The sequence below is a fragment of the Pseudomonas sp. GL_091 genome (assembly GCF_057837725.1).
In genome coordinates, this window is the sequence record NZ_CM174451.1 from 4,165,768 (window position 1) to 4,184,649 (window position 18,882).

Sequence of the window (18,882 nt, forward strand, 5' to 3'; positions counted from 1 at the left end):
GAGCATGGAGTTTAACCGGAGTACGAGGGTTTGTGTGCCGTCAGAGGCCAGGAACCTGTGGTGAGGGGGCAAGCCCCCTCTCCACAAAAAGATCAGACCACGCTGGGGCTTTCGTTACGGAACGCACTCGGGCTCATGCCGGTCCAGCGCTTGAACGCCCGGCGAAAGCTGCGCACGTCGCTGTAGCCGACTTCCTCGGTGATGCGTTCGATGGACATGTCCGGGTTGGCCAGCAGGCTCATGGTGCGGGCCTGGCGCACTTGTTCCAGCAGCGTTTCAAACGTCAGCGCGTGTTCGGTAAGGCGGCGGCGCAAGGTGCGGCTACTCATGTTCAGGTCGCTGGCGATTTTCTCGATGTGGCTGCCCTCGGTCAGGTCCCGGGCAATCGCCCGTTCCACCGCCTGGATCAAATCCATTTTCTGGTGTACCTGCGCGGCTTCCAGTTCGAGCAATTTCACGGCCTGACGCAGGGCCAGGGAATGGTGATTGGGCAAGTGAACGTCCAGCCAATGCCCATCGATCACCATGCGGTTTTGCAGGCAACCGAAACGCACGTCCGGCCCGAGCAGGCGCGAATATTCGCCGAGATAGTCCGGCGCGGCATGCATGAACTCCACGGCCATCGGCTTGAAATCCGCCCCGACCAGCGCCCGGCCGTACACCAGCAAGCTGGCGAAAAACTCCTCGACCGCGAACAACTGCACGTCGGCGAACGGCAAGCGGCATTCAGCGTCGACAAACACCCGATCCCCCGCCTCCTCCACACTCGACACGACGATGCCGCCAGAGGTGTGTTGATGGCGAATGCCCAGCTCGAAGGCATCGCGCAGGGTCTTGCACAGCGACAACACATGCCCCAACAGCCCCAGCGTACCGAGCACATTCTGCGCGCCGACCCACAAGCCCAGCCCCTGATTGGGCAAGGCCTTGAGCGCGCGCTGAATCATGGCCACGGCCTGGCGATAGGAAATGCGCTGCGCCGGGTCCTGCAGGTCTTCAAAGGTAAAACCCAACCCTCGGCACAGGCTCTGTGGGTGGATGCCTTTTTGCTCGGCGACTTCGGCCAGGGTCTGCAGGAGAAACGGCGACACCAGCGCCAGTTCAAAGGTGGGATCGGTCACTTTCATTTGCATGGGGCCATACATTCCGGGTCGAGCTGCATTCTTATTTTTGTAACCGGTTATGTCGAAGGAAGTTAGCACAGGGTGCAAAGGCTGTCCGCAGAAGTCCCCCTAAATGGCCGCCAATACCCTGCCTTGCAGGGCGCAGACAGCTTATTTCTATGTTGCGGCCCTCGTATGGATGCCGGACAGCCCGCTAACAATAATAATGAGTACACCCATGATCCCGACCCGCACGACACTTCCCCTACTGGTCATTGGCCTGGCCGGCGTCTGTGCCCTGCAACCGGCACTGGCCACCGAGGCTGGTGTGGACAACATCGGCCCCGGCACCGACGGCTTTTTCATGTTGCCGCTTTCGCCCGACAGCCTTCCGGACAACATGGTTGCGTTCAACCTCTACTACAACCACTACAAAGCCACGAAACTGAACATCAGTTCACTCGGCGGCAAGGTGCCAAACGTCGAGATCGAGTCCACGGCGGTCGTTCCGCGCCTGGATTACCTCAGCCCGGTGCGAGTGTTTGGCGGCCGGCTGGCGGGCTACATCGCGCAGCCCTGGCTCAAGCAGGAGGTCGCGGTGTTCGGCTTGCAGGACACCCGCGAAGGCATGGGCGACACCACGGTCGCGCCGATCATTCTCTGGGACATGGGCCCAAACCTGACCCTCGGCGCCGCCATTGAAATCACCGTGCCGACCGGCGAGTACAGCGTTGACCGCCTGGCCAACACCAGCAACAACTTCTACACCTACAAACCCTTGTTCTCCTTCACCTGGCTGCCGACGGACAGCACCGAGGTGTCGATGAAGACCACCTACAGTTTCAACGAGAAAAACAAGGACACCGACTACAAGTCGGGGCAGATTTTCCACTTCGACTATTCGGCCAGTTTCAAGATCACCGACGACCTGATGCTCGGGTTGAACGGCTACTACCTCAAGCAAACCACCGACGACAAACAGTTCGGCCACACCGTGCAGTTCAATGGCCAGGACGTAAACGACGGGGTTCGCGGGCAGGTGTTTGCGATTGGTCCGGCGCTACACTGGACCTTTCTCAAATACGCCAGCGCGGAGATTCGCTGGGCCAAGGAATTCGACGTGGAAAACCGGCCTGAAGGGGAAATGCTTTGGGCGAAGGTCAGTATTCCCTATGCGTTTTGACTGACCCCTTCGCGAGCAGGCTCGCTCCCACACTCTGGAATGCATTTCCCTGTGGGAGCGAGCCTGCTCGCGATAGCGGTTTAACAGACTCAGAATCTTCCTCAGGAATACACCGGCCAGCTATCCACAATCTTCCCACCCCGAACCGCCAGCAAATCCCCGAACTGCAACAACACCGACTCCGTCTGGGTCGGGCGCAAGAACACCTGATCCTCAATTGTCAGCCCCACCGCCGCCGAACCATTGACCATTTCCTGGTTCGAGCTGCGGCCATACACGCCATTGCTCTGCAACCCCGCTGGCGATTCGAACTCCGCCATCCAGTTCCCGCCATAGATGAAATACGTCTCGCGCTGATTGGTGTCCCACCAGGAAAACAGCCTGGACTTGTCATCCAGCGCCGGAATATTCACCGCCCCGGTGTTTTTCAACACCGGCGTGGCGATATAAGCGGCCGGCACATGCTCCACCAGTGACGGCAAATCATAATGAGTGGGCTTGAGCAGCCCCGTCCCTACCGACACTTCGCTGCTGAGCTGTTCGTGTTCATGCATGCGATAGCTCGGGCTGCCGGCCGTGTTGAGGGTCAGCCCTTCGCGCCACAAACCAGGGTATTGCTGGCGAGTGAAGTCGACGCAGCGGTGGTAAATCACCATCACCTTGGCAAACAGCTCCTCGGGCGAGCCCAGAATCCCCGGCACGCCCATGCCCACGAACGGGTCGTAGCCCATGAACCCGGCGAACTCCAGGTGCTGCGGGTGCTGGCTGATCAGCGCCAGCATCTGCCCGAGTACGCCAAGGTCGCTGACGCCTCCGCGATGCAGCCCGACATCCAGTTCGATGTTCACCCGCATTCGCGTTCCCAGCCCTTGAGCCAGGGCAAGGTATTGCTGCAGGCGCTCCGGTGTATCGAGCAACCATTGCAATTGCTTCGAAGGGTCGAAAGGCCCCTTGTGCGACTGATAGAACAACTCGGCCGAACGCACCGGCAGCGGCTTGCCCAACAGAATGTCGGCCTCTGCAAACTGCACCGCATCATGGTTGAGAAAGGGTTGATGAAACGACATCAGGCGTTGGGTGCCGGCGCGCTGGGCGATGTAGGCCAGGAGCCCCGGTGCCGGCAGTGATTTTTCCACCAGGCGCAGGTGTTTGCCGCCTCGTTTGACCGATTGCATCGCCACATCGATGTTGTGATCCAGCCGATCAAGGTCGATCAGCATCACCGGTCGCATCGGGCCGTGGTCCTTGAGTTCGCGGTTCAGCGTACGGAAGTAATCGCTGTACGGTGCGCCTCGGTCACCCGGCCGCAGCCACGCCCCGACACCCACCAACAAGGCGCCGACGCCGGCGCTGCCGAGCAAGAAATTGCGGCGATTGACGGCCATCAGCTCACCCCCAAAATGGATGACAAATGCGCGTTGAGAAATTTGCCGCTGGGGTCGAGTGCCTGCCGCACCTGAATGAATTCCTGCCAGCGCGGGTACAGCGGCTGCAGGTTTTTCGCGTTCAGCGTGTGCAACTTGCCCCAGTGCGGTCGGCCGTTGTACTTCCAGAAAATCGGCTCGATGGCGGCGAAGAAGTTGTGATGATCCATCTGGTAATGCTGGTGGACCGAGATCGAACAGCTGTCGCGGCCTTCGAACATGCTCAGGGGAATGTCGTCGGCCTTGACGTACCGGTATTCAATCGGAAACCAGGTGCGCAGGTCCTTGTCCTGGATCAGTTTGAGAATCTCGCGCAAACAGGCCGGGCCGTATTCGGCCGGCACGGAATATTCCATTTCGTTGAAACGCACCGTGCGCACGTTGGCGTAGATATCGAACGAGTCGCCCACCCGGTCATCGAAACTGGCCAGGTGGCGCAGGTTATTGAGCATGGTGCGGCGCAGGTCCGGGAAGTCGCTGGCGTATTTGTCGATCTTCTCGATCAGCGTGACGAACTCGTTGCCGCCCTCCTCATCCGCCGGCACCGGCGGTGTGGCCGGGTCGGTGGTTTCGTTCAGGGCGATCGACAAGGCGTAGTCGGAATGGGTCACCACGAGCATTTCCCAGTGCTGGTTTTCCCGGGTGTTCTTGTCCAGGTCCTCCAGCAACTCTTCGGTTTTAGCGATCCACTGCCGCTCCCGCAAGCGATACGCCGGGCGGTTTTGCAGGCGCACCTTGCTGGCCACGCCCAACGCCCCCAGGGACACCCGGGCTGCGCTGAACACTTCAGGATGGCGGCTGGCGTCGCAGTCCAGCACGTCACCGCTGGCGGTCACCAGCTGCATGCCGCAGACATGCGCCGAATAGGATTGAAAGTGCTTGCCGGTACCGTGGGTCGAAGTCGAGATCGCGCCCGCCAGGGTCTGATAGTCGATGTCAGCCATGTTTTGCAGGGCCTGGCCGATGTCCTTGAGCGGCGTGCCCATGCGTGACATCGGCGTGCCGGCGGCGAACTCGGCCTGCAGCGTTTTCGCATCGTGATCGAGCAAACCGGTGAAATAGCTCAACGACACCAAGGTGCCGTCGGTGGGCACCAGCGCGCTGAAGGAATGCGCCGAGCCCACCGGCCGAATCCTGCCGGGGGCCTGACGCACCACTTGCGTCAACTCATCCAGGTTCTTGGGCGCCAGCCGCGCCGCCGGCAGGCAACTCTGGCCGCCCGACCAGTTGCGCCAGGGAATCAGGCGTGGCGCGCGCAGCAGCTCGGCCAGTGCCGGCGTTGAGCCGAGCGCGGTAAAGGCGCCAATGACGCTCGCCCGTTGCAACAACTGACGCCGTGTCAGGTCCATCGTCATGAATCGCACCCTGCCGTTCTTGTTATTGGATTTGCTGGCCGGACATAAAGGCAATCAGCGCCAGGAACTGTTCTTGCGAACACTGCATGCACATGCCCATCGGCGGCATGCCGTTGTAACCGTTGATCGCGTGGTCGAGCAGCGTGTCGGCGCCCTGCAATACCCGTGGTTGCCAGGCCTTGATGTCACCAGTCAGCGGCGCCCCGGCCGCCGGATTGGCGTGGCAAAGCTTGCAGCTGTTGTCGTAGACCTGCGCCAGCTCGGCGTCGGCGGGCCTCGCGGCACCTGCTTCGCTGCGGGTCGGCGGGTTTTTCGATTCTTCGCCGCACCCTGCCAGCAACGCCGCAAAGACACACCCCACCAAGGCCAAACAAAGGCTAGGCTTTTCAGTTAATCGGCTTGCCCGCATGGCTGTCCTCTCATTGGCTGCCCGGCCAGCCGGGTGCAGCTTTTTTTTGTTGTGATCAAGGAGAGTCAACATTAAGGCACCCCGCGTGGGCGGGTTGAGGGCATTGGGGGCCAACAAGGGGAGCTTCTGAGGCCATGACGCAAGGCCCGATAAATCCCCGGACATCACGCTGTGCGGCAAAACGCTGAGATGAGTCATGACAAGCGTTGCTGAGGTCTGCTAAAACGTTTCATCAGTGCATCACCTAATCCAGAGGGGTAGCGACATGACCACAGCCAATATTCTCCAGAACCTGTTCCCAAGCCCCGCCGACATCCCGGAAAAGTACCGCCTTGATGGCCAGACCGAGCAGCGCGAGTACCTGGTCGATGGCGAACTGAGAACCTGGAACGGACCACTGGCCCAGGTCCGCAGCCCGGTGTACCTGGCAGGCCCGAATGGCGATGAACAGGTGATCCTCGGCAGCACGCCGCTACTGGATGCCGACACCGCGTTGACCGCCCTCGACGCGGCCGTCCGCGCCTACGACCGCGGCCAGGGATTGTGGCCGACCATGCGCGTGGCCGAGCGCATCCAGCACGTCGAAACCTTCCTCAGGCGCATGCGCGAGCAGCGCGATGCCGTGGTCAAGTTGCTGATGTGGGAAATCGGCAAGAACCTCAAGGACTCGGAAAAAGAGTTCGACCGCACCTGCGACTACATCGTCGACACCATCAACGCGCTGAAAGAACTCGACCGCCGCTCCAGCCGTTTCGAACTGGAACAGGACACCCTCGGCCAAATCCGTCGCGTGCCGATGGGCGTGGCCCTGTGCATGGGGCCTTACAACTATCCGTTGAACGAAACCTTCACCACGCTGATCCCGGCGCTGATCATGGGCAACACCGTGGTGTTCAAGCCGGCCAAGCTCGGCGTGCTGCTGATTCGCCCGCTGCTGGAAGCCTTCCGCGACAGTTTCCCGATCGGGGTGATCAACGTCATCTACGGCAGCGGCCGCGAGACGGTCAGTGCGCTGATGGCCAGCGGCAAGATCGATATCTTCGCCTTCATTGGCACCAACAAGGCCGCCAGTGACCTGAAAAAACTCCATCCGAAACCACACCGCTTGCGCGCAGCACTGGGCCTGGATGCGAAAAACCCGGGCATCGTCCTGCCGGAAGTGGATCTGGACAATGCAGTCAGTGAAGCGGTGACCGGCTCGCTGTCGTTCAATGGACAGCGCTGCACCGCGCTGAAGATCCTGTTTGTCCACGAAGACGTGGTCGAGTCCTTCATTGACAAATTCAATGCCAGGCTCGCCAACCTCAAACCCGGCATGCCCTGGGAAGGTGGCGTAGCCCTGACGCCTCTGCCGGAATCGGGCAAGGTCGACTATCTGCATGCACTGGTGGCAGACGCCGAGAGCAAAGGCGCCAAGGTGGTCAACCCCAACGGTGGCGAAGCTCGTGCGTCGTTTTTCTACCCGGCGGTGCTGTACCCGGTCACGCCGCAGATGCGCGTTTATCAGGAAGAACAATTCGGCCCCGTCATCCCCATCGTGCCGTACCGTCATCTGGATACCGTGATCGACTACGTGCTGGAGTCGGACTTCGGCCAGCAATTGAGCATCTTTGGCACCAACCCGGTGGCGGTCGGCCGGCTGGTGGACACCTTCGCCAATCAGGTCGGGCGCATCAACCTCAATGCCCAGTGCCAGCGTGGCCCGGACACCTATCCCTTCAATGGCCGCAAGAACTCGGCCGAAGGCACCTTGTCGGTACATGACGCACTGCGGGTGTTTTCGATCCGTACCCTGGTGGCCACCAAGTTCCAGGAGACCAACAAGGACCTGATCAGCGAGATCATCAGCGGCCGCAGTTCGAGCTTCCTGACCACTGACTACATCTTCTGAGGAGAGCCAGCCTGAGTACATCCAGAGCCCATCGGCTGCCACCCTTGCTGCGCCGACTGCTGCGTCCGCTGCTGGACCCGTACCGGCGCTACCGCCATGCCCGGGTGATCCACGCGGTGCGGGTGTCGCTCGGGTTGCTGGCAACGATCCTGCTGACCACCGGGATCAATCTGCCCCACGGTGAGTGGGCGTCGGTAACGATGCTGGTGGTGATCGGCGGCTTGCAGCACCACGGCAACATCGGCAAAAAAGCCGCCGAGCGCGCCATCGGCACCCTGATCGGTGCCGGTGTCGGCCTGGTGTTGGTGGCACAACAGGCCTGGCTCGGGATGCCCTGGCTGACCTACTTCGCGATGTCGGTGGTCTGCGGGTTTTTCTCGTATCACGCCATCGGCAAGGGTGGTTACACCGCGCTGCTATCGGCGATTACCGTGTTCATCGTTGCCGGGCACGGCGATAACCCGGTCACCGATGGCTTGTGGCGCGGGGTGGATATCCTGATCGGCATTGCCCTGGCCCTGGCGTTTTCCTTCGCCCTGCCGCTGTACGCGGTTTATTCCTGGCGCTACAACCTGGCCGATGCGCTGCGTGATTGCGCAAAAATCTACGGACGCATCATTGACGGCCAGGCCATCACCGCCGACGAACACCTCAAGCTCATGACCCGCCTGAACGCTGCGATGGTGCAACTTCGCTCACTGATGCCCTCGGTGTCCAAGGAAGTGAAGATTTCCATGACCGAGCTCGATGCCCTCCAGCGCAACCTGCGCATGTGCGTCAGCACCCTGGAAATCCTCGGCAATACCCGACCGGATGCCAATGACCCCGAGGCGATGTCGCTGATGCAAACGTCATTGAAAGCCGAGCATCGGCAGATTCGCGTGCAATTGATCGGCATGGCCAGGGCGTTGAAATCAGGCGCCGCCCAGCGGCTCAATCGTCCCGTGGATGTGCCGCTTGTCAGCCTCGATGCGCCGGTCTACAACATGCTGGACGGCTATCGCTTGCTGACTCAACAACTGGCCGCCAACGTCGGCGAGATGCGCCAGCGACTGGCCAGTAACGCGTCGCGCTGGAACATCTGACGCCTGGGTCGCGGGTTACGGCGTCACCGTGCGCCGAAACTTCAATGACCAGCCTTGTTGCATGCCGGCAGCGGCCAGCAGAATCGCTGCGACTCCGATCCATTGCAGTGGCTCCAGGCGATGGCCGAAGGCAAACCAGTCGACGAAAATCGCCGCAATCGGGTAGATGAAAGACAGAGCCCCCGTCAGCGCAGTCGGCAGTTTTTGAATCGCACCGTACAACAACACGTACATCACACCGGTGTGCACCATGCCCAGCGTCACCAGGCTGGCCCACGCGCTCGGTGCCTGCGGCAATACGGAAAGATTCGCGAATGGCGCGAGCAACAACACGCCCGTGCTGACCTGGATCAGTGCGATCAAATGCGGCGGCGTACCCGTCAAACGCTTGATGATCAACGCGGCAATCGCATAGAGAAACGCCGCGCCCAAGGCCAGGGCAATGCCCATCAGGTAATCGCTGCCGCTCTCGCCCTGGCTGCCATGGGCGCTGACAATCGCCAGCATCCCGAGAAACGAAACGCCTAGCCAGGTCAGTTTCTGCGCGGTGATCTTTTCGTTGAGGAACAACGCCGCCAGCCCGACCAGCATGAACGGCTGGACGTTATAGACGGCGGTGCCGATGGCAATCGACGCCCGGGAATAGGACGCGAACAACAGCACCCAATTGCCGACAATCGCCACACCGCTCAGCACCGCGAGCAGGAAGGTCGTGCGGGTCAGAATGCCAGGGCGCAGAAAGCCGAAAGCCGCGCAAATCAGCAGCAAGGTGCCGGCACCGAACAGGCAGCGCCAGAACACCACGTCCAGCACCGGTTGCCCGGACACCAGCACGAACCAGCCGATGGTGCCGGAGATCAGCATAGCGGCCGTCATTTCGAACGAACCGCGGCGTAGGGTTTTGTCCATCATCAGACTCCTGTGTTTGTGGCCAAAGTATGCCAATGCACCCGGGCGCTACTCCAGAGCAAAAAGCAGGCTAAACTCGGGATCTGCCTTTTTTATCAAGGCCGTTTCGAGAAAACGCCTAACAGAGGGTTTTGCCATGACCGATGACATCGACCAGCTGCTGATCACGGCCCTGATGGAAGACTCGCGACGCTCGCTCAAGGCCCTGGCGCAAATCAGCGGCCTGTCCTCCCCCAGTGTTGCCGAGCGTCTGCGCCGCTTGGAGGAACGCGGTGTGCTCAAGGGCTACACCGTTGAAATCGACCCGAAATGCTTTGGCTATCAACTCCAGGCCATCGTGCGCATTCGCCCGCTGCCGGGGCAATTACAGGAAGTGGAACGGCAGATCATGGCCATTCCCGAATTCACCGAGTGCGACAAGGTCACCGGCGACGACTGCTTCATTGCGCGCCTGCATGTGCGCTCAATGGAACAACTGGACACCCTGCTCGACCGCCTCAACACCCACGCTGAAACCAACACGGCAATCGTCAAGAAAACTCCGGTCAAACGCCGGTTGCCGCCCATGGCGTGAGTGATATTAGTTTCAGACTGAAGTAGATTGGCGGTTTCCGGCGAAGGATTGACGGCATGAAAATTCAGGTAATGCTGCTCGTGGCAATGATACTTGCGGGTTGCGGCACGATTCAGACGGTTGTACGCAGTGACGAAGCGGCCGCAAAAAGCCTCAAGGACAAAAAGAGTTATTGCGGCGCGGTACCGCGAATCTACAGCGGCGTGACCTACGATTTTTGCTACCTGAACGCGCCCCTCGAAGAGGGTCGGGATGCGCAGGTACATGGCCCTGCCCCCGCTATTGTACTGATCGATGTGGTCATCTCTGGCGCGCTCGACACCTTGTTGTTGCCCTACACCATCTACCGCCAGCAAGCCGACGGCAGCATTGTAATTGTCGAGTAACCCTGAATTTCAGCTAATAAAAAACCCGCCTTGGCGGGTTTTTTACTTCAGGACCGACGATCAGTCATCACGGCCCATGATGCCGAACAGCTGCAACAGGCTGATGAACAGGTTGTAGATCGATACATACAGGCTGATCGTAGCCATGATGTAGTTACGCTCGCCGCCATGGATGATGGCGCTGGTCTGGAACAGAATGCAGACCGAGGAGAACAACACGAAACCTGCACTGATCGCCAGTTGCAGGCCGCTGATCTGGAAGAACATGCCCGCCAGCGTCGCACCCAGCAGCACGAAGAAGCCTGCCGTGATGAAACCGCCGAGGAAGCTCATGTCCTTGCGGGTAATCAGCACATACGCCGACAGACCGCCGAACACCAGCGCCGTCATCGCGAAAGCCGAGCTGACCACTTCAGCGCCGCCCTGCATACCCAGGTAACGGTTGAGGATCGGACCCAGCAGGAAACCCATGAAACCGGTCAGGGCAAATGCCGACACCAGGCCCCAGGCCGAATCACGGAGTTTGTTAGTGAGGAAGAAAAGACCGTAGAAGCCGATCAGCACCACGAACACGTTCGGGTAGCCAACATGCATCTGCTGGGCAACGTAGGCCGTCACACCGCTGAATGCGAGGGTCAGGGCGAGCAAGCCGTATGTGTTGCGCAGGACGCGGCTAACCTCTAGCTGCTCAGCCTGCACGCTGTTATTAACTGCGTAATCCTGTTCGCGCATGGCGACACTCCTGTTGGTTTGAAACGTTCAGTCGCAAAGATCATAACAGACGCCCTGTAACAAGCTATGCAGAGAGTTTGACAGTGTGTTTCATTCAGGTATTATGGCGCCCGCAACGCAAACGGAGGTGTGGCCGAGTGGTTTAAGGCAACGGTCTTGAAAACCGTCGACTGTAACAGGTCCATGAGTTCGAATCCCATCGCCTCCGCCATCTTTATACGTTAGAGCCCTGATTTTTCAGGGCTTTTTCGTTTCTGGGATTTGGCAAAAATCCGACCACACCCGAAGCGTTACAAAACTTTTCGGGTGGCGTTACAAAACTATCCCGTTTTCCCCGCCTTCCCGCACCCTGCCAACGCCTCCGATCACCGCCCGAGAAGTCCTGCTGCTACGCTGAAAACTCCACGGAGGATTCATGATGCCAAACTCAGACCTGCTCCCCTCCCTGCTATTCAAGCTCAACGAAAACCAGCTCGCCCTTGAGGCTGCCATCCTGGAGCTTTCGAATTGGGTGGAGATGCGCGGATCGGCAGACGTAGCTGACAACGTGCGCGGCGCACTGGACACGATTGACCGCAATGAAGAATTCATCAAGATGACTCTCGCGGTGCTCATGACACCTGAGTGATTTCCCGTCTCCAGCCCTGATCCCCGACGTCATATCTGCTGAGCGAGACCTGTCGCGAGCCGAGTGAAACGGGCCCTCAGCAGTTCACCGCTTGGCAGGGCCTGGCTCGGCTTAAGGGCATGTATCTCCGCGAGGTTTCAACCAGCTCGACGCGACTTCATGGTCGCCTCAGGTAAGCCTAATGATTGCCAATATAAATACACTCAGAAGGCCATCATCGCCCAAAAGGAGCCAGTCGTAAGCGTCTGGGGAATCAGAGGTGATTCACAGATCACGGTGGCACGGTGACATAAAGGGATTGAGGTGCATCTCGCTCTCTGCAAGACTCGCCCAACTCAGCAAACGAAGCGCGGTGTTCATACTGGACTAGGTAAGTACTCTGATCAGGCGACTGCGCGATGCATTTCTTGGCCTCATGTCCAATTAGGCCGTAGGCAGCACATTGAATGGAAAGGAGCTGCAATGCCTCAAAAAATTTACTTTGACGAGTCCGGTTTCACAGGCAACAACCTATTGCACCCTCGTCAAAATTATTTTGCCTACGCCTCCATTGCGTCCGATGATGATGAAGCCAAGGCTCTCGTTGAGCGATTGATCAAGAAGTACAACATTCAGAATGGTGAGCTTAAAGGCTCCAACCTAGTGAAATTCGCCAAAGGACGGAAAGCGATTTCCGAAATATTGGCGGCCTTCGATGGGCGTATAAAAATCTCGATCTCGGACAAAAAATTCGCGCTCGCAGGGAAAGTTCACGAGTATATATTCGAGCCCTGCTACTCAGATGTGAACTCGCTTTTCTACGGTATTGGCTTTCACCGATTCATCGCTAACATCCTGTACACAGAGTTCATGGCCCGGGGTGCAGGTGCGGAAGAACTATTCGCTGAGTTTGAGAGTCTGATGCGCGAGTTGGACGGGAAAGACCTGCAGACAATCTTCTCTTCATCCGATGCCTCTCATTCCGAAACCCTCAGGATGATCAGAGAATTCGCCCAGAAGCGTCACACCGACATTCAAAAGGAGCTGGATTCTCTTGCTGATGGAGAGACCGGCAAGTGGGTATTGGATCTCACCGACAGCGCGCTTTTCACCCTCCTGGCAAACTGGGGCACTCAGTATGAGCAGCTTACCGCGATCTGTGATCACTCCAAGCCGCTCCTAGCCAATCAGGAGATGTATAACGGCATGATTGGCAATACTGAAAAGATTTTTTCAGGGCTTGTGGACGGGCAAGAACATCCCGTGTCTTTCAACCTTTCGGGGCCGATAGAGTTTGCAGACTCTCGCACGACGCATGGTATTCAGCTCGCGGACACGGTTGCAGCTGCTGCAGTCTTCGTCTTTTCTGGAAAGGTAGATGAGTCGACCGAGCATTGGCGCAACATCATTGCACGTCAGGCCCACTACGGCAGCGTCATTCCAGACATGGAGGAAGTGAAGTTGGAGAATTCCCGTTCGAAACTCAATGCCTTAGTACTACATCAACTGCATGATCGAGCCATGCGGGGTGTTGATCTCATTGAAGGAGCGAGCGAGATGATTATAGACCTAGCGCGCAGTCTCAGCTCGCCAAGATACCGAATGAATCACCGCTGATTTTGTTGGCGTCGCAAGCGTCCATTGTGAGTCGAAAACGGCCCCAAAGCCGGCGGAGAATCAAAATGGACGCTAGCAATCCTAACGACTGCCAAATGAACTATCGAGATAAACCACTTTCCGCCAAAATAAGTCGTTCGATTTAGATCTACTTTCGAGCAAAAGCAAACGTCCTTAAGCGAGCTACGATGAGTCAGCATCAGGCGGTCCCTAGAGACCTGAAAGCACAACTTCTTGGACTCCGTACTATTTCAATTCACTCAAGTTCTTTTAGTGCAAAGTGAATTTGGCAAACCGTTTACAAAAGCATTGTGCGCAACTTTAGAAGCATTGTTTATTTGTTTCGTATGCATATCAATTTCGACAGTGCCTGCGCAGAAAAGACTATCATCACTACCGGCCGAATAATTATGAGGGCGATAATCATCTCTCACCAGCGGGTTTTCGCAGCAAGTTTTCGAAAGCTGGGTACACAATATCTCGACAGCAGGAATCAAGCGTAAGGCGGCTCCAACTATCTCAGGATTTGGATTGTTAAATTTTACACGACCGTTAGAAAAAATAATTGAGTCCGGCCGAACAGCCCCCAGCAAATCAGAAGTGAACAAATCAGCAGAACCTTCTCCAGGTAATCCACCATGATGAGGGAAAACTAGAAACTTCGCACTCACTTCTACTGAGTACTTTAGAATTTGATCTAGGGCTATTCTGTCCATATCGCCAGTTAACAAGGCCACGGGCTCATTTTTGTACAAAACCCTGAGTACTATGCTCACAGAATTGCTTGTGAGCTTTCGACCATCTTTTGGAAGCGACTGACCTGGACCGGACAATGCCATAGCTGGTGAAGGTGAAACAACTTGTAGGGATAAATCCTCAGTAACCTCACACCACTGATACGCACTACAAGAGCTTATGCCATACTCAACCTTCAGCTTATCCCCACGCATCTGCTCATCAATTAAATACCTGACATCCTCCCAGAGCATCGATGCTTTAATTGAGTCAGGGTTAATAATAAGCTTTTTAACCAAATACTTAGGATTGGAAAGCAAGTTTATCAAACCTGCCAAATGATCGGCATCAGTATGTGAAATCACCACCAAATCAATATCAGTAAGATCTGACTGATCGAGGAATCGCTGGAGGTGCGTTTTACCAGCAGTATCAATAACCACAACTTTCCCAGCGTCTGCCAAAACAGCCGCATTACCATGACCCACGTCGATAATCGTTAATTTCGCCATCACACCAAGTTCCAATCCTTGATATAAAGATCCCTAGATGTTTCCACCTCGAGATTAACAATAGCCTTACAACGAAACACTTCGCCAGCCTTAAAAGCCTGAAGGACCTTTCTGTATATATCTCCGTCCGACCTAGTTATATCCACCTCTACAAGGCGCTGCGAGTCCCAACCGGGGATAACAACCGCCACTCGTACTGCATCATTCGTCTTCAACACAATATTTTCAAAGCGGATAAGCGTGGGCCAGGGCTTCCTAAAAATACTGTACTGCCCAGAAAACTCCTTGATACATATTTCAAATGCATTTCGCACATTATCCGAGTTCAATTCCCTTGCATCTAACACACATGGAATGGAGTGACGAAGACGACGCACCGACGATACATTATCAACATCCCGAGAACACAAGACCGCAGGGCTCTTCTTCTCATATAGGGCAGAAACAATAACATCCCCATTAACCGGCGAATACTTTCTACTATTGAGATTAAGATCACACACAAAACCATCAAATTGGTTGACTTGCGAAAGCAACGCCTTAACACTATTAACGACTTCAACTTCCTCCGTGACGACATTCATGTCCTCAAGGTTGAACTCGTATAAACCCCTGATATTCGGATCGTCATCGAGCAGTAGGATTCTGGATATCTCACGGTCATGAATCTTAATAGCCTGCATTCTTACTGCCCCACCACTGGCAAATTAATTACGAACTCCGCGCCGCCTAGTGCCCCATTGGGTATAGCCTCAACTGTCCCACTAAGATCTTTTACGGTGTCACGCACAATTGTCAGGCCCAGCCCAGTCCCATCCGGATCAGATGAAATTCCGGGCAGCCATATCTCTGAAATATTTTGCTGAACAATTCCAGGTCCCGAGTCTGCAACCGTAATAACACAGTTAAGTCCATCGGTTTTAGTTTCTATCAGTATTACACGAGAATCAGAGCTACTTCTACGAAATGCATTTAATGCATTGTTCAGCAGATTTGTAAATATTGATTCCAAAGCTGCTTCAGAGCATCTGAGGTAGGGATTTGACGGGCATAATTCTAGATTGAGCACTGTGTCCCTCGCCTCATAAAATGGGCGCATCATGACTTCAATCTGCTTAATAACAGCGTTAATGTCCACCCGACCAACGCGGCGCTTATTAACCCGAACCAGACTCAAGGTTGCGGAACTCAGCGTAGACAGCGCGTCTAATGCCTTACGTATTTTACCGACTATGCGCATTACAGTAGCGCGTTTATCCTCAGGCGCATACGCATTTAGTCGCCCCTCAAGTGCATTGGTAGCAAGCTCGATAGCTTTTAATGGATTCCCATGAGACTCATGAGCGAACGTTGCGGCGGTAATACCCGCAGTGCTTAACGTACGATAAAGCTGTATTTCTTTCTTAAGATTATCCGCTTCTCGATCACGAGTTTTAGCGTATTGATTGAAAGCAGCGTTGATCCTACTCCTCATGCGCACCGGGACTTCTTGAATTAAATCGCTGACTTTCTCTTTTTCCTTAACTGCAACCGAAGGGACCTTATTTCGCTCAGCTTGACGTCTCCTTTCCGCATGAAATAGACGCCATCTTGCCATCCACTCTAGGCTTTCAATGGCAAATGCTTTTAACTCTGAAAAATGGTCATCAGCTATATAGCCAGAACGGTCAGTTTTTTGGGTAAGAGTGTAACGCCCCTTATTACTTAGAGAAATTCTTCCAATAGAGTTATTAGTACTAGGGCGCTCTTCAGGGTTTTGTGTACGAATGAGGTTTATTCCGAGCCAATCATCCCCAGCTCCACCGTACGGAGACACTCTAACTCCATCTTGATATACATGCACCCCTCCAAAATGGCGCAACCACTCTTTTACATCACCAATATTTACAGACTTACCAGAAACAAAGCTTTCTTTCTTTAGAAGGAAAGCCCAAAAGTCAAACTTACACTTGGGTGATCTGAAGGAAGGGGCGTCCTTTTTGTTGCGAATATCATCGTGCCCCCCCTTGTGCAAAACCTTACCTTGCCAATCAAGGATCTCAGCTGATACCCAACCGTTCTCATCAACACTAGTGGAGAGATGGTACTCAGAAGAATCAAAATACTTTAACTTAAGAAGCTTCTCGACTTCGGCGAATTCCGGGGCCTTTAATTCAACTTTAAAACCAGAAACATCATCCTCAAACGGATCTGTAAGCATCAGCACAATCCTTGCCAACTTTTTCAGATCTTCACTTCTTATGGCTGATCTTAGCCCAGTCAATTCAGTTCTTGTGCCTGTGGATCGACCGAAGAGTCCTTCTTCGATTTCGAGATCAACTTCTTCGACTGTATCTGCCTTATCAAACTCATCCCAGTCAACCTTTAAAACACTCGTTACCCCCCCATCACCCACTGTCGACTCAAGGTTAACAGTACGCCCCATCCTGAGAGCAGCGAGACGACCCAACCCCTTACTACCCGAAGGAGTTCGCCCTAAAGAAGTGATCTGATGACTATTTTTACTGGATTTCCCGAGAACGAGCCAAGAGTCTTTTATACTAGAACTAGACATACCCTTGCCATCGTCAGTAACGATTATTCTGCCGCCAGGCAAGCCTGTGTCAACTAGCTCAACGACACACGTAGTAGCATCCGCATCATAGGAATTCTTTATTAACTCCAAAATACTTTGATCCGAGCCTTGATTGAGTTCCTCGCCAAGCCTTACCAATATATTTGGAGAAAACCTAAAGTGCACACTACTCATAGCGATCCCTGACGATATCAATATCCGCTAAAATTCTCGTAGTTAAATGCCGACACCGACTAACAGCATTTAACCAATCATTAATCCTTCGAAACCTTAGTTCATCAATCAATCTTAAGCATTTTTCGATAGATCCATCTCTAGGCTTTAGAATCAGCAGATGATTCTCAACCGCTATCGCTTTTGAACCCTGGACCAAGGAAGGAACTAGTCGCACTTTATCACTTGGGCTTGATGTTCGCCGAACCACAACAAACGGCGGAACATATAAAGTCCCTGTGAAATTTATCTTTGGCAGTTTAGCCACCTGAGAAAACGGCGGAGCATCCTGCGTTGCCAAGTAAGGCACTAAAGCCCCCTGACCTGAAAGTCTATGAGGGACAACAGGCCCCACTCTCACTTCAAACAATGAACTCAACTTTATAAAATCTGATGATTCTTCACGACCTACCGACTGCCACTTATCGGCAGCCAAGTCATTTTTCTCACAACCTTGAATGACAGACAACACAAACACATCAACATCCACAGTCTTGGAAAACTTACCGTGAACATCAAGAGCAATAATTGTTGATTCTTCTTCAACATATCGCCGCCACCTTTCATACCGAGTGCCACTCCGAAGCACATCAGGCAACACTGCAGTAAGCTTTTGGCCCGGCTTAGCGACATGTAGTGCTTTCGCGATGAACACACCTGCTTGCTGTGTCCGACCGGAACTCCATTCGACCCCCGCAGGAGCAATTATATGTCCAAAAGGAGGATTTGCTACAATGCAGTCAAACTCAGCACCTAGGGCGGACTCTAGATAATCCCCCACCTCAAACAGTGAGAACAGATTGAGATAGCCGTCCAGTTCCCCCTTAGAAACCCTATGCAATCCATGCCGTTGGAAAGCAAGTGCAATTAGCCGAAGCTTTGTAGCCAATATGAAGCTTTCATTGAGGTCACACCCTCCAAACTTCAACCCCCAAAACCGTAGAGTTTCTAAAACCTGCCCCTTTAGAGGGTAGGTCTTCGCAATAGCCAGAAGCAGATTACCCGCTCCGCAAGAAGGATCAAAAAACGAGGCACCTTTGGATATCTCGGCAGAAAAAGACAGGACTATCTTCTCTGCGATTTTGTCACCCGTAAAAAAAATACCTTGGCTAGCACGAATTTCATGGGGTATTAATTCTTCAGCCGCGCAAGTGACATTGATATCTACCAACTCCATCAATGCCTTCGAGCACAAAACGGTATCGGCCTCCCCATCGACGACCAACAACCCCTGCATCTTCTTTACAAACGGAGAGTACTTGTCGCTAGCGACCTCATGTAGACTCTTCGGCTCACTTAGCCGATTTGAAACGCCATCTGCATTTAAGTTAGACAAGGCCACATAGTCCCGCGATGAACATTATTAACTCTACTTGGAGGCGACTAACAAGCGACAAGTACCCTTTGGGTTGTTTGACAAAGTTATCATATGAAACCCGATCTTACACAACCCGCCCCCAAGCAACCCCTTGACCCTAAAGGTCGAGATAATATACCAATCTACGCATGGTCGTGGCTTTAAGATGGTGAAGCAATGAACAAGAATGCTAGCCGGGCACCCTCGAAATGTCA

The 18,882-nt window shown here is 54.8% G+C and carries 17 protein-coding genes and 1 tRNA gene; 8 read left to right on the forward strand and 10 right to left on the reverse strand.

The window, feature by feature from the left end; translation table 11 throughout:
• Positions 1-92: 92 nt before the first annotated feature.
• Complete coding sequence (locus AC3ITY_RS18840) at positions 93-1,133, reverse strand: AraC family transcriptional regulator (RefSeq protein ID WP_489304342.1); 1,041 nt, start codon at positions 1,131-1,133, stop codon at positions 93-95.
• A gap of 208 nt (positions 1,134-1,341) precedes the next feature.
• Between AC3ITY_RS18840 and AC3ITY_RS18845 the strand changes: the two genes are divergently transcribed.
• Positions 1,342-2,286 carry a SphA family protein gene (locus tag AC3ITY_RS18845; protein WP_489304343.1) on the forward strand — a complete coding sequence of 315 codons (945 nt, stop codon included), beginning with the start codon at positions 1,342-1,344 and terminating at the stop codon, positions 2,284-2,286.
• 101 nt (positions 2,287-2,387) lie between these two features.
• On the opposite strand, the gene AC3ITY_RS18850 is transcribed toward AC3ITY_RS18845, so the two are convergent.
• From AC3ITY_RS18850 to AC3ITY_RS18860, 3 genes are all read right to left on the reverse strand, one after another.
• Positions 2,388-3,596: a DSD1 family PLP-dependent enzyme gene (locus AC3ITY_RS18850; RefSeq protein ID WP_489310931.1), complete on the reverse strand. Its 1,209-nt coding sequence runs from the start codon at positions 3,594-3,596 to the stop codon at positions 2,388-2,390.
• Positions 3,597-3,670: 74 nt separating this feature from the next.
• A complete protein-coding gene (locus tag AC3ITY_RS18855; RefSeq protein ID WP_489304344.1) occupies positions 3,671-5,065 on the reverse strand; it encodes a D-arabinono-1,4-lactone oxidase in 1,395 nt (464 codons plus the stop codon).
• A gap of 22 nt (positions 5,066-5,087) precedes the next feature.
• Complete coding sequence (locus AC3ITY_RS18860) at positions 5,088-5,474, reverse strand: c-type cytochrome (protein ID WP_489310933.1); 387 nt, start codon at positions 5,472-5,474, stop codon at positions 5,088-5,090.
• A gap of 265 nt (positions 5,475-5,739) precedes the next feature.
• Here AC3ITY_RS18860 and AC3ITY_RS18865 point away from each other — a divergent pair, with 265 nt between their 5' ends.
• Entirely contained in the window at positions 5,740-7,365 is a 1,626-nt protein-coding gene (locus AC3ITY_RS18865; RefSeq protein WP_489304345.1) for an NADP-dependent glyceraldehyde-3-phosphate dehydrogenase, read from the forward strand.
• A 44-nt stretch (positions 7,366-7,409) separates the two neighbouring features.
• Positions 7,410-8,450, forward strand: a complete 1,041-nt coding sequence (locus tag AC3ITY_RS18870; protein ID WP_489304346.1) for an FUSC family protein — start codon at positions 7,410-7,412, stop codon at positions 8,448-8,450.
• A gap of 15 nt (positions 8,451-8,465) precedes the next feature.
• Here the strand turns inward: AC3ITY_RS18870 and AC3ITY_RS18875 are convergent, their stop codons facing one another.
• Positions 8,466-9,359, reverse strand: coding sequence for a DMT family transporter (locus AC3ITY_RS18875; RefSeq protein ID WP_056724342.1), 894 nt, complete (start codon positions 9,357-9,359; stop codon positions 8,466-8,468).
• 136 nt (positions 9,360-9,495) lie between these two features.
• On the opposite strand from AC3ITY_RS18875, the gene AC3ITY_RS18880 reads away from it, so the two are divergent.
• On the forward strand, positions 9,496-9,933 hold the full coding sequence (locus AC3ITY_RS18880) for an Lrp/AsnC family transcriptional regulator (protein ID WP_046038550.1): 438 nt from the start codon (positions 9,496-9,498) through the stop codon (positions 9,931-9,933).
• Between the two features lie 56 nt (positions 9,934-9,989).
• Positions 9,990-10,319: a YceK/YidQ family lipoprotein gene (locus tag AC3ITY_RS18885; RefSeq protein ID WP_489304347.1), complete on the forward strand. Its 330-nt coding sequence runs from the start codon at positions 9,990-9,992 to the stop codon at positions 10,317-10,319.
• A 60-nt stretch (positions 10,320-10,379) separates the two neighbouring features.
• On the opposite strand, the gene AC3ITY_RS18890 is transcribed toward AC3ITY_RS18885, so the two are convergent.
• Positions 10,380-11,051 carry a Bax inhibitor-1/YccA family protein gene (locus tag AC3ITY_RS18890; protein ID WP_489304348.1) on the reverse strand — a complete coding sequence of 224 codons (672 nt, stop codon included), beginning with the start codon at positions 11,049-11,051 and terminating at the stop codon, positions 10,380-10,382.
• A 123-nt stretch (positions 11,052-11,174) separates the two neighbouring features.
• Here AC3ITY_RS18890 and AC3ITY_RS18895 point away from each other — a divergent pair.
• The 3 genes from AC3ITY_RS18895 to AC3ITY_RS18905 all read left to right on the forward strand — a co-directional run bounded on the left by AC3ITY_RS18895 (position 11,175) and on the right by AC3ITY_RS18905 (position 13,275).
• Positions 11,175-11,262: transfer RNA gene (locus AC3ITY_RS18895), tRNA-Ser, on the forward strand.
• 207 nt (positions 11,263-11,469) lie between these two features.
• On the forward strand, positions 11,470-11,679 hold the full coding sequence (locus AC3ITY_RS18900; protein WP_489310936.1) for a hypothetical protein: 210 nt from the start codon (positions 11,470-11,472) through the stop codon (positions 11,677-11,679).
• A gap of 462 nt (positions 11,680-12,141) precedes the next feature.
• Positions 12,142-13,275, forward strand: coding sequence for a DUF3800 domain-containing protein (locus AC3ITY_RS18905; RefSeq protein WP_489304349.1), 1,134 nt, complete (start codon positions 12,142-12,144; stop codon positions 13,273-13,275).
• 260 nt (positions 13,276-13,535) lie between these two features.
• Here the strand turns inward: AC3ITY_RS18905 and AC3ITY_RS18910 are convergent, their stop codons facing one another.
• From AC3ITY_RS18910 to AC3ITY_RS18925, 4 genes are read right to left on the reverse strand one after another with little or no spacing between them, the layout of a single operon-like run.
• Positions 13,536-14,522: a ComEC/Rec2 family competence protein gene (locus AC3ITY_RS18910; protein WP_489304350.1), complete on the reverse strand. Its 987-nt coding sequence runs from the start codon at positions 14,520-14,522 to the stop codon at positions 13,536-13,538.
• Positions 14,522-15,205 carry a hypothetical protein gene (locus tag AC3ITY_RS18915; RefSeq protein ID WP_489304351.1) on the reverse strand — a complete coding sequence of 228 codons (684 nt, stop codon included), beginning with the start codon at positions 15,203-15,205 and terminating at the stop codon, positions 14,522-14,524. The genes AC3ITY_RS18910 and AC3ITY_RS18915 overlap by 1 nt, the downstream gene beginning before the upstream one ends.
• A 2-nt stretch (positions 15,206-15,207) precedes the next feature.
• A complete protein-coding gene (locus AC3ITY_RS18920; protein WP_489304352.1) occupies positions 15,208-17,271 on the reverse strand; it encodes a sensor histidine kinase in 2,064 nt (687 codons plus the stop codon).
• A complete protein-coding gene (locus AC3ITY_RS18925; protein ID WP_489304353.1) occupies positions 17,264-18,646 on the reverse strand; it encodes an N-6 DNA methylase in 1,383 nt (460 codons plus the stop codon). The genes AC3ITY_RS18920 and AC3ITY_RS18925 overlap by 8 nt, the downstream gene beginning before the upstream one ends.
• Positions 18,647-18,882 lie beyond the last annotated feature (236 nt).

What these genes read in the sequence shown, in the direction of transcription:
- AC3ITY_RS18840 (WP_489304342.1), bottom strand. Translation starts at nt 1,133, where the DNA reads ATGCAAATGAAAGTGACCGATCCCACCTTTGAACTGGCGCTGGTGTCG.
- AC3ITY_RS18845 (WP_489304343.1), top strand. Translation starts at nt 1,342, where the DNA reads ATGATCCCGACCCGCACGACACTTCCCCTACTGGTCATTGGCCTGGCC.
- AC3ITY_RS18855 (WP_489304344.1), bottom strand. Translation starts at nt 5,065, where the DNA reads ATGACGATGGACCTGACACGGCGTCAGTTGTTGCAACGGGCGAGCGTC.
- AC3ITY_RS18860 (WP_489310933.1), bottom strand. Translation starts at nt 5,474, where the DNA reads ATGCGGGCAAGCCGATTAACTGAAAAGCCTAGCCTTTGTTTGGCCTTG.
- AC3ITY_RS18865 (WP_489304345.1), top strand. Translation starts at nt 5,740, where the DNA reads ATGACCACAGCCAATATTCTCCAGAACCTGTTCCCAAGCCCCGCCGAC.
- AC3ITY_RS18875 (WP_056724342.1), bottom strand. Translation starts at nt 9,359, where the DNA reads ATGGACAAAACCCTACGCCGCGGTTCGTTCGAAATGACGGCCGCTATG.
- AC3ITY_RS18880 (WP_046038550.1), top strand. Translation starts at nt 9,496, where the DNA reads ATGACCGATGACATCGACCAGCTGCTGATCACGGCCCTGATGGAAGAC.
- AC3ITY_RS18885 (WP_489304347.1), top strand. Translation starts at nt 9,990, where the DNA reads ATGAAAATTCAGGTAATGCTGCTCGTGGCAATGATACTTGCGGGTTGC.
- AC3ITY_RS18890 (WP_489304348.1), bottom strand. Translation starts at nt 11,051, where the DNA reads ATGCGCGAACAGGATTACGCAGTTAATAACAGCGTGCAGGCTGAGCAG.
- AC3ITY_RS18900 (WP_489310936.1), top strand. Translation starts at nt 11,470, where the DNA reads ATGCCAAACTCAGACCTGCTCCCCTCCCTGCTATTCAAGCTCAACGAA.
- AC3ITY_RS18905 (WP_489304349.1), top strand. Translation starts at nt 12,142, where the DNA reads ATGCCTCAAAAAATTTACTTTGACGAGTCCGGTTTCACAGGCAACAAC.
- AC3ITY_RS18910 (WP_489304350.1), bottom strand. Translation starts at nt 14,522, where the DNA reads ATGGCGAAATTAACGATTATCGACGTGGGTCATGGTAATGCGGCTGTT.
- AC3ITY_RS18915 (WP_489304351.1), bottom strand. Translation starts at nt 15,205, where the DNA reads ATGCAGGCTATTAAGATTCATGACCGTGAGATATCCAGAATCCTACTG.
- AC3ITY_RS18920 (WP_489304352.1), bottom strand. Translation starts at nt 17,271, where the DNA reads ATGAGTAGTGTGCACTTTAGGTTTTCTCCAAATATATTGGTAAGGCTT.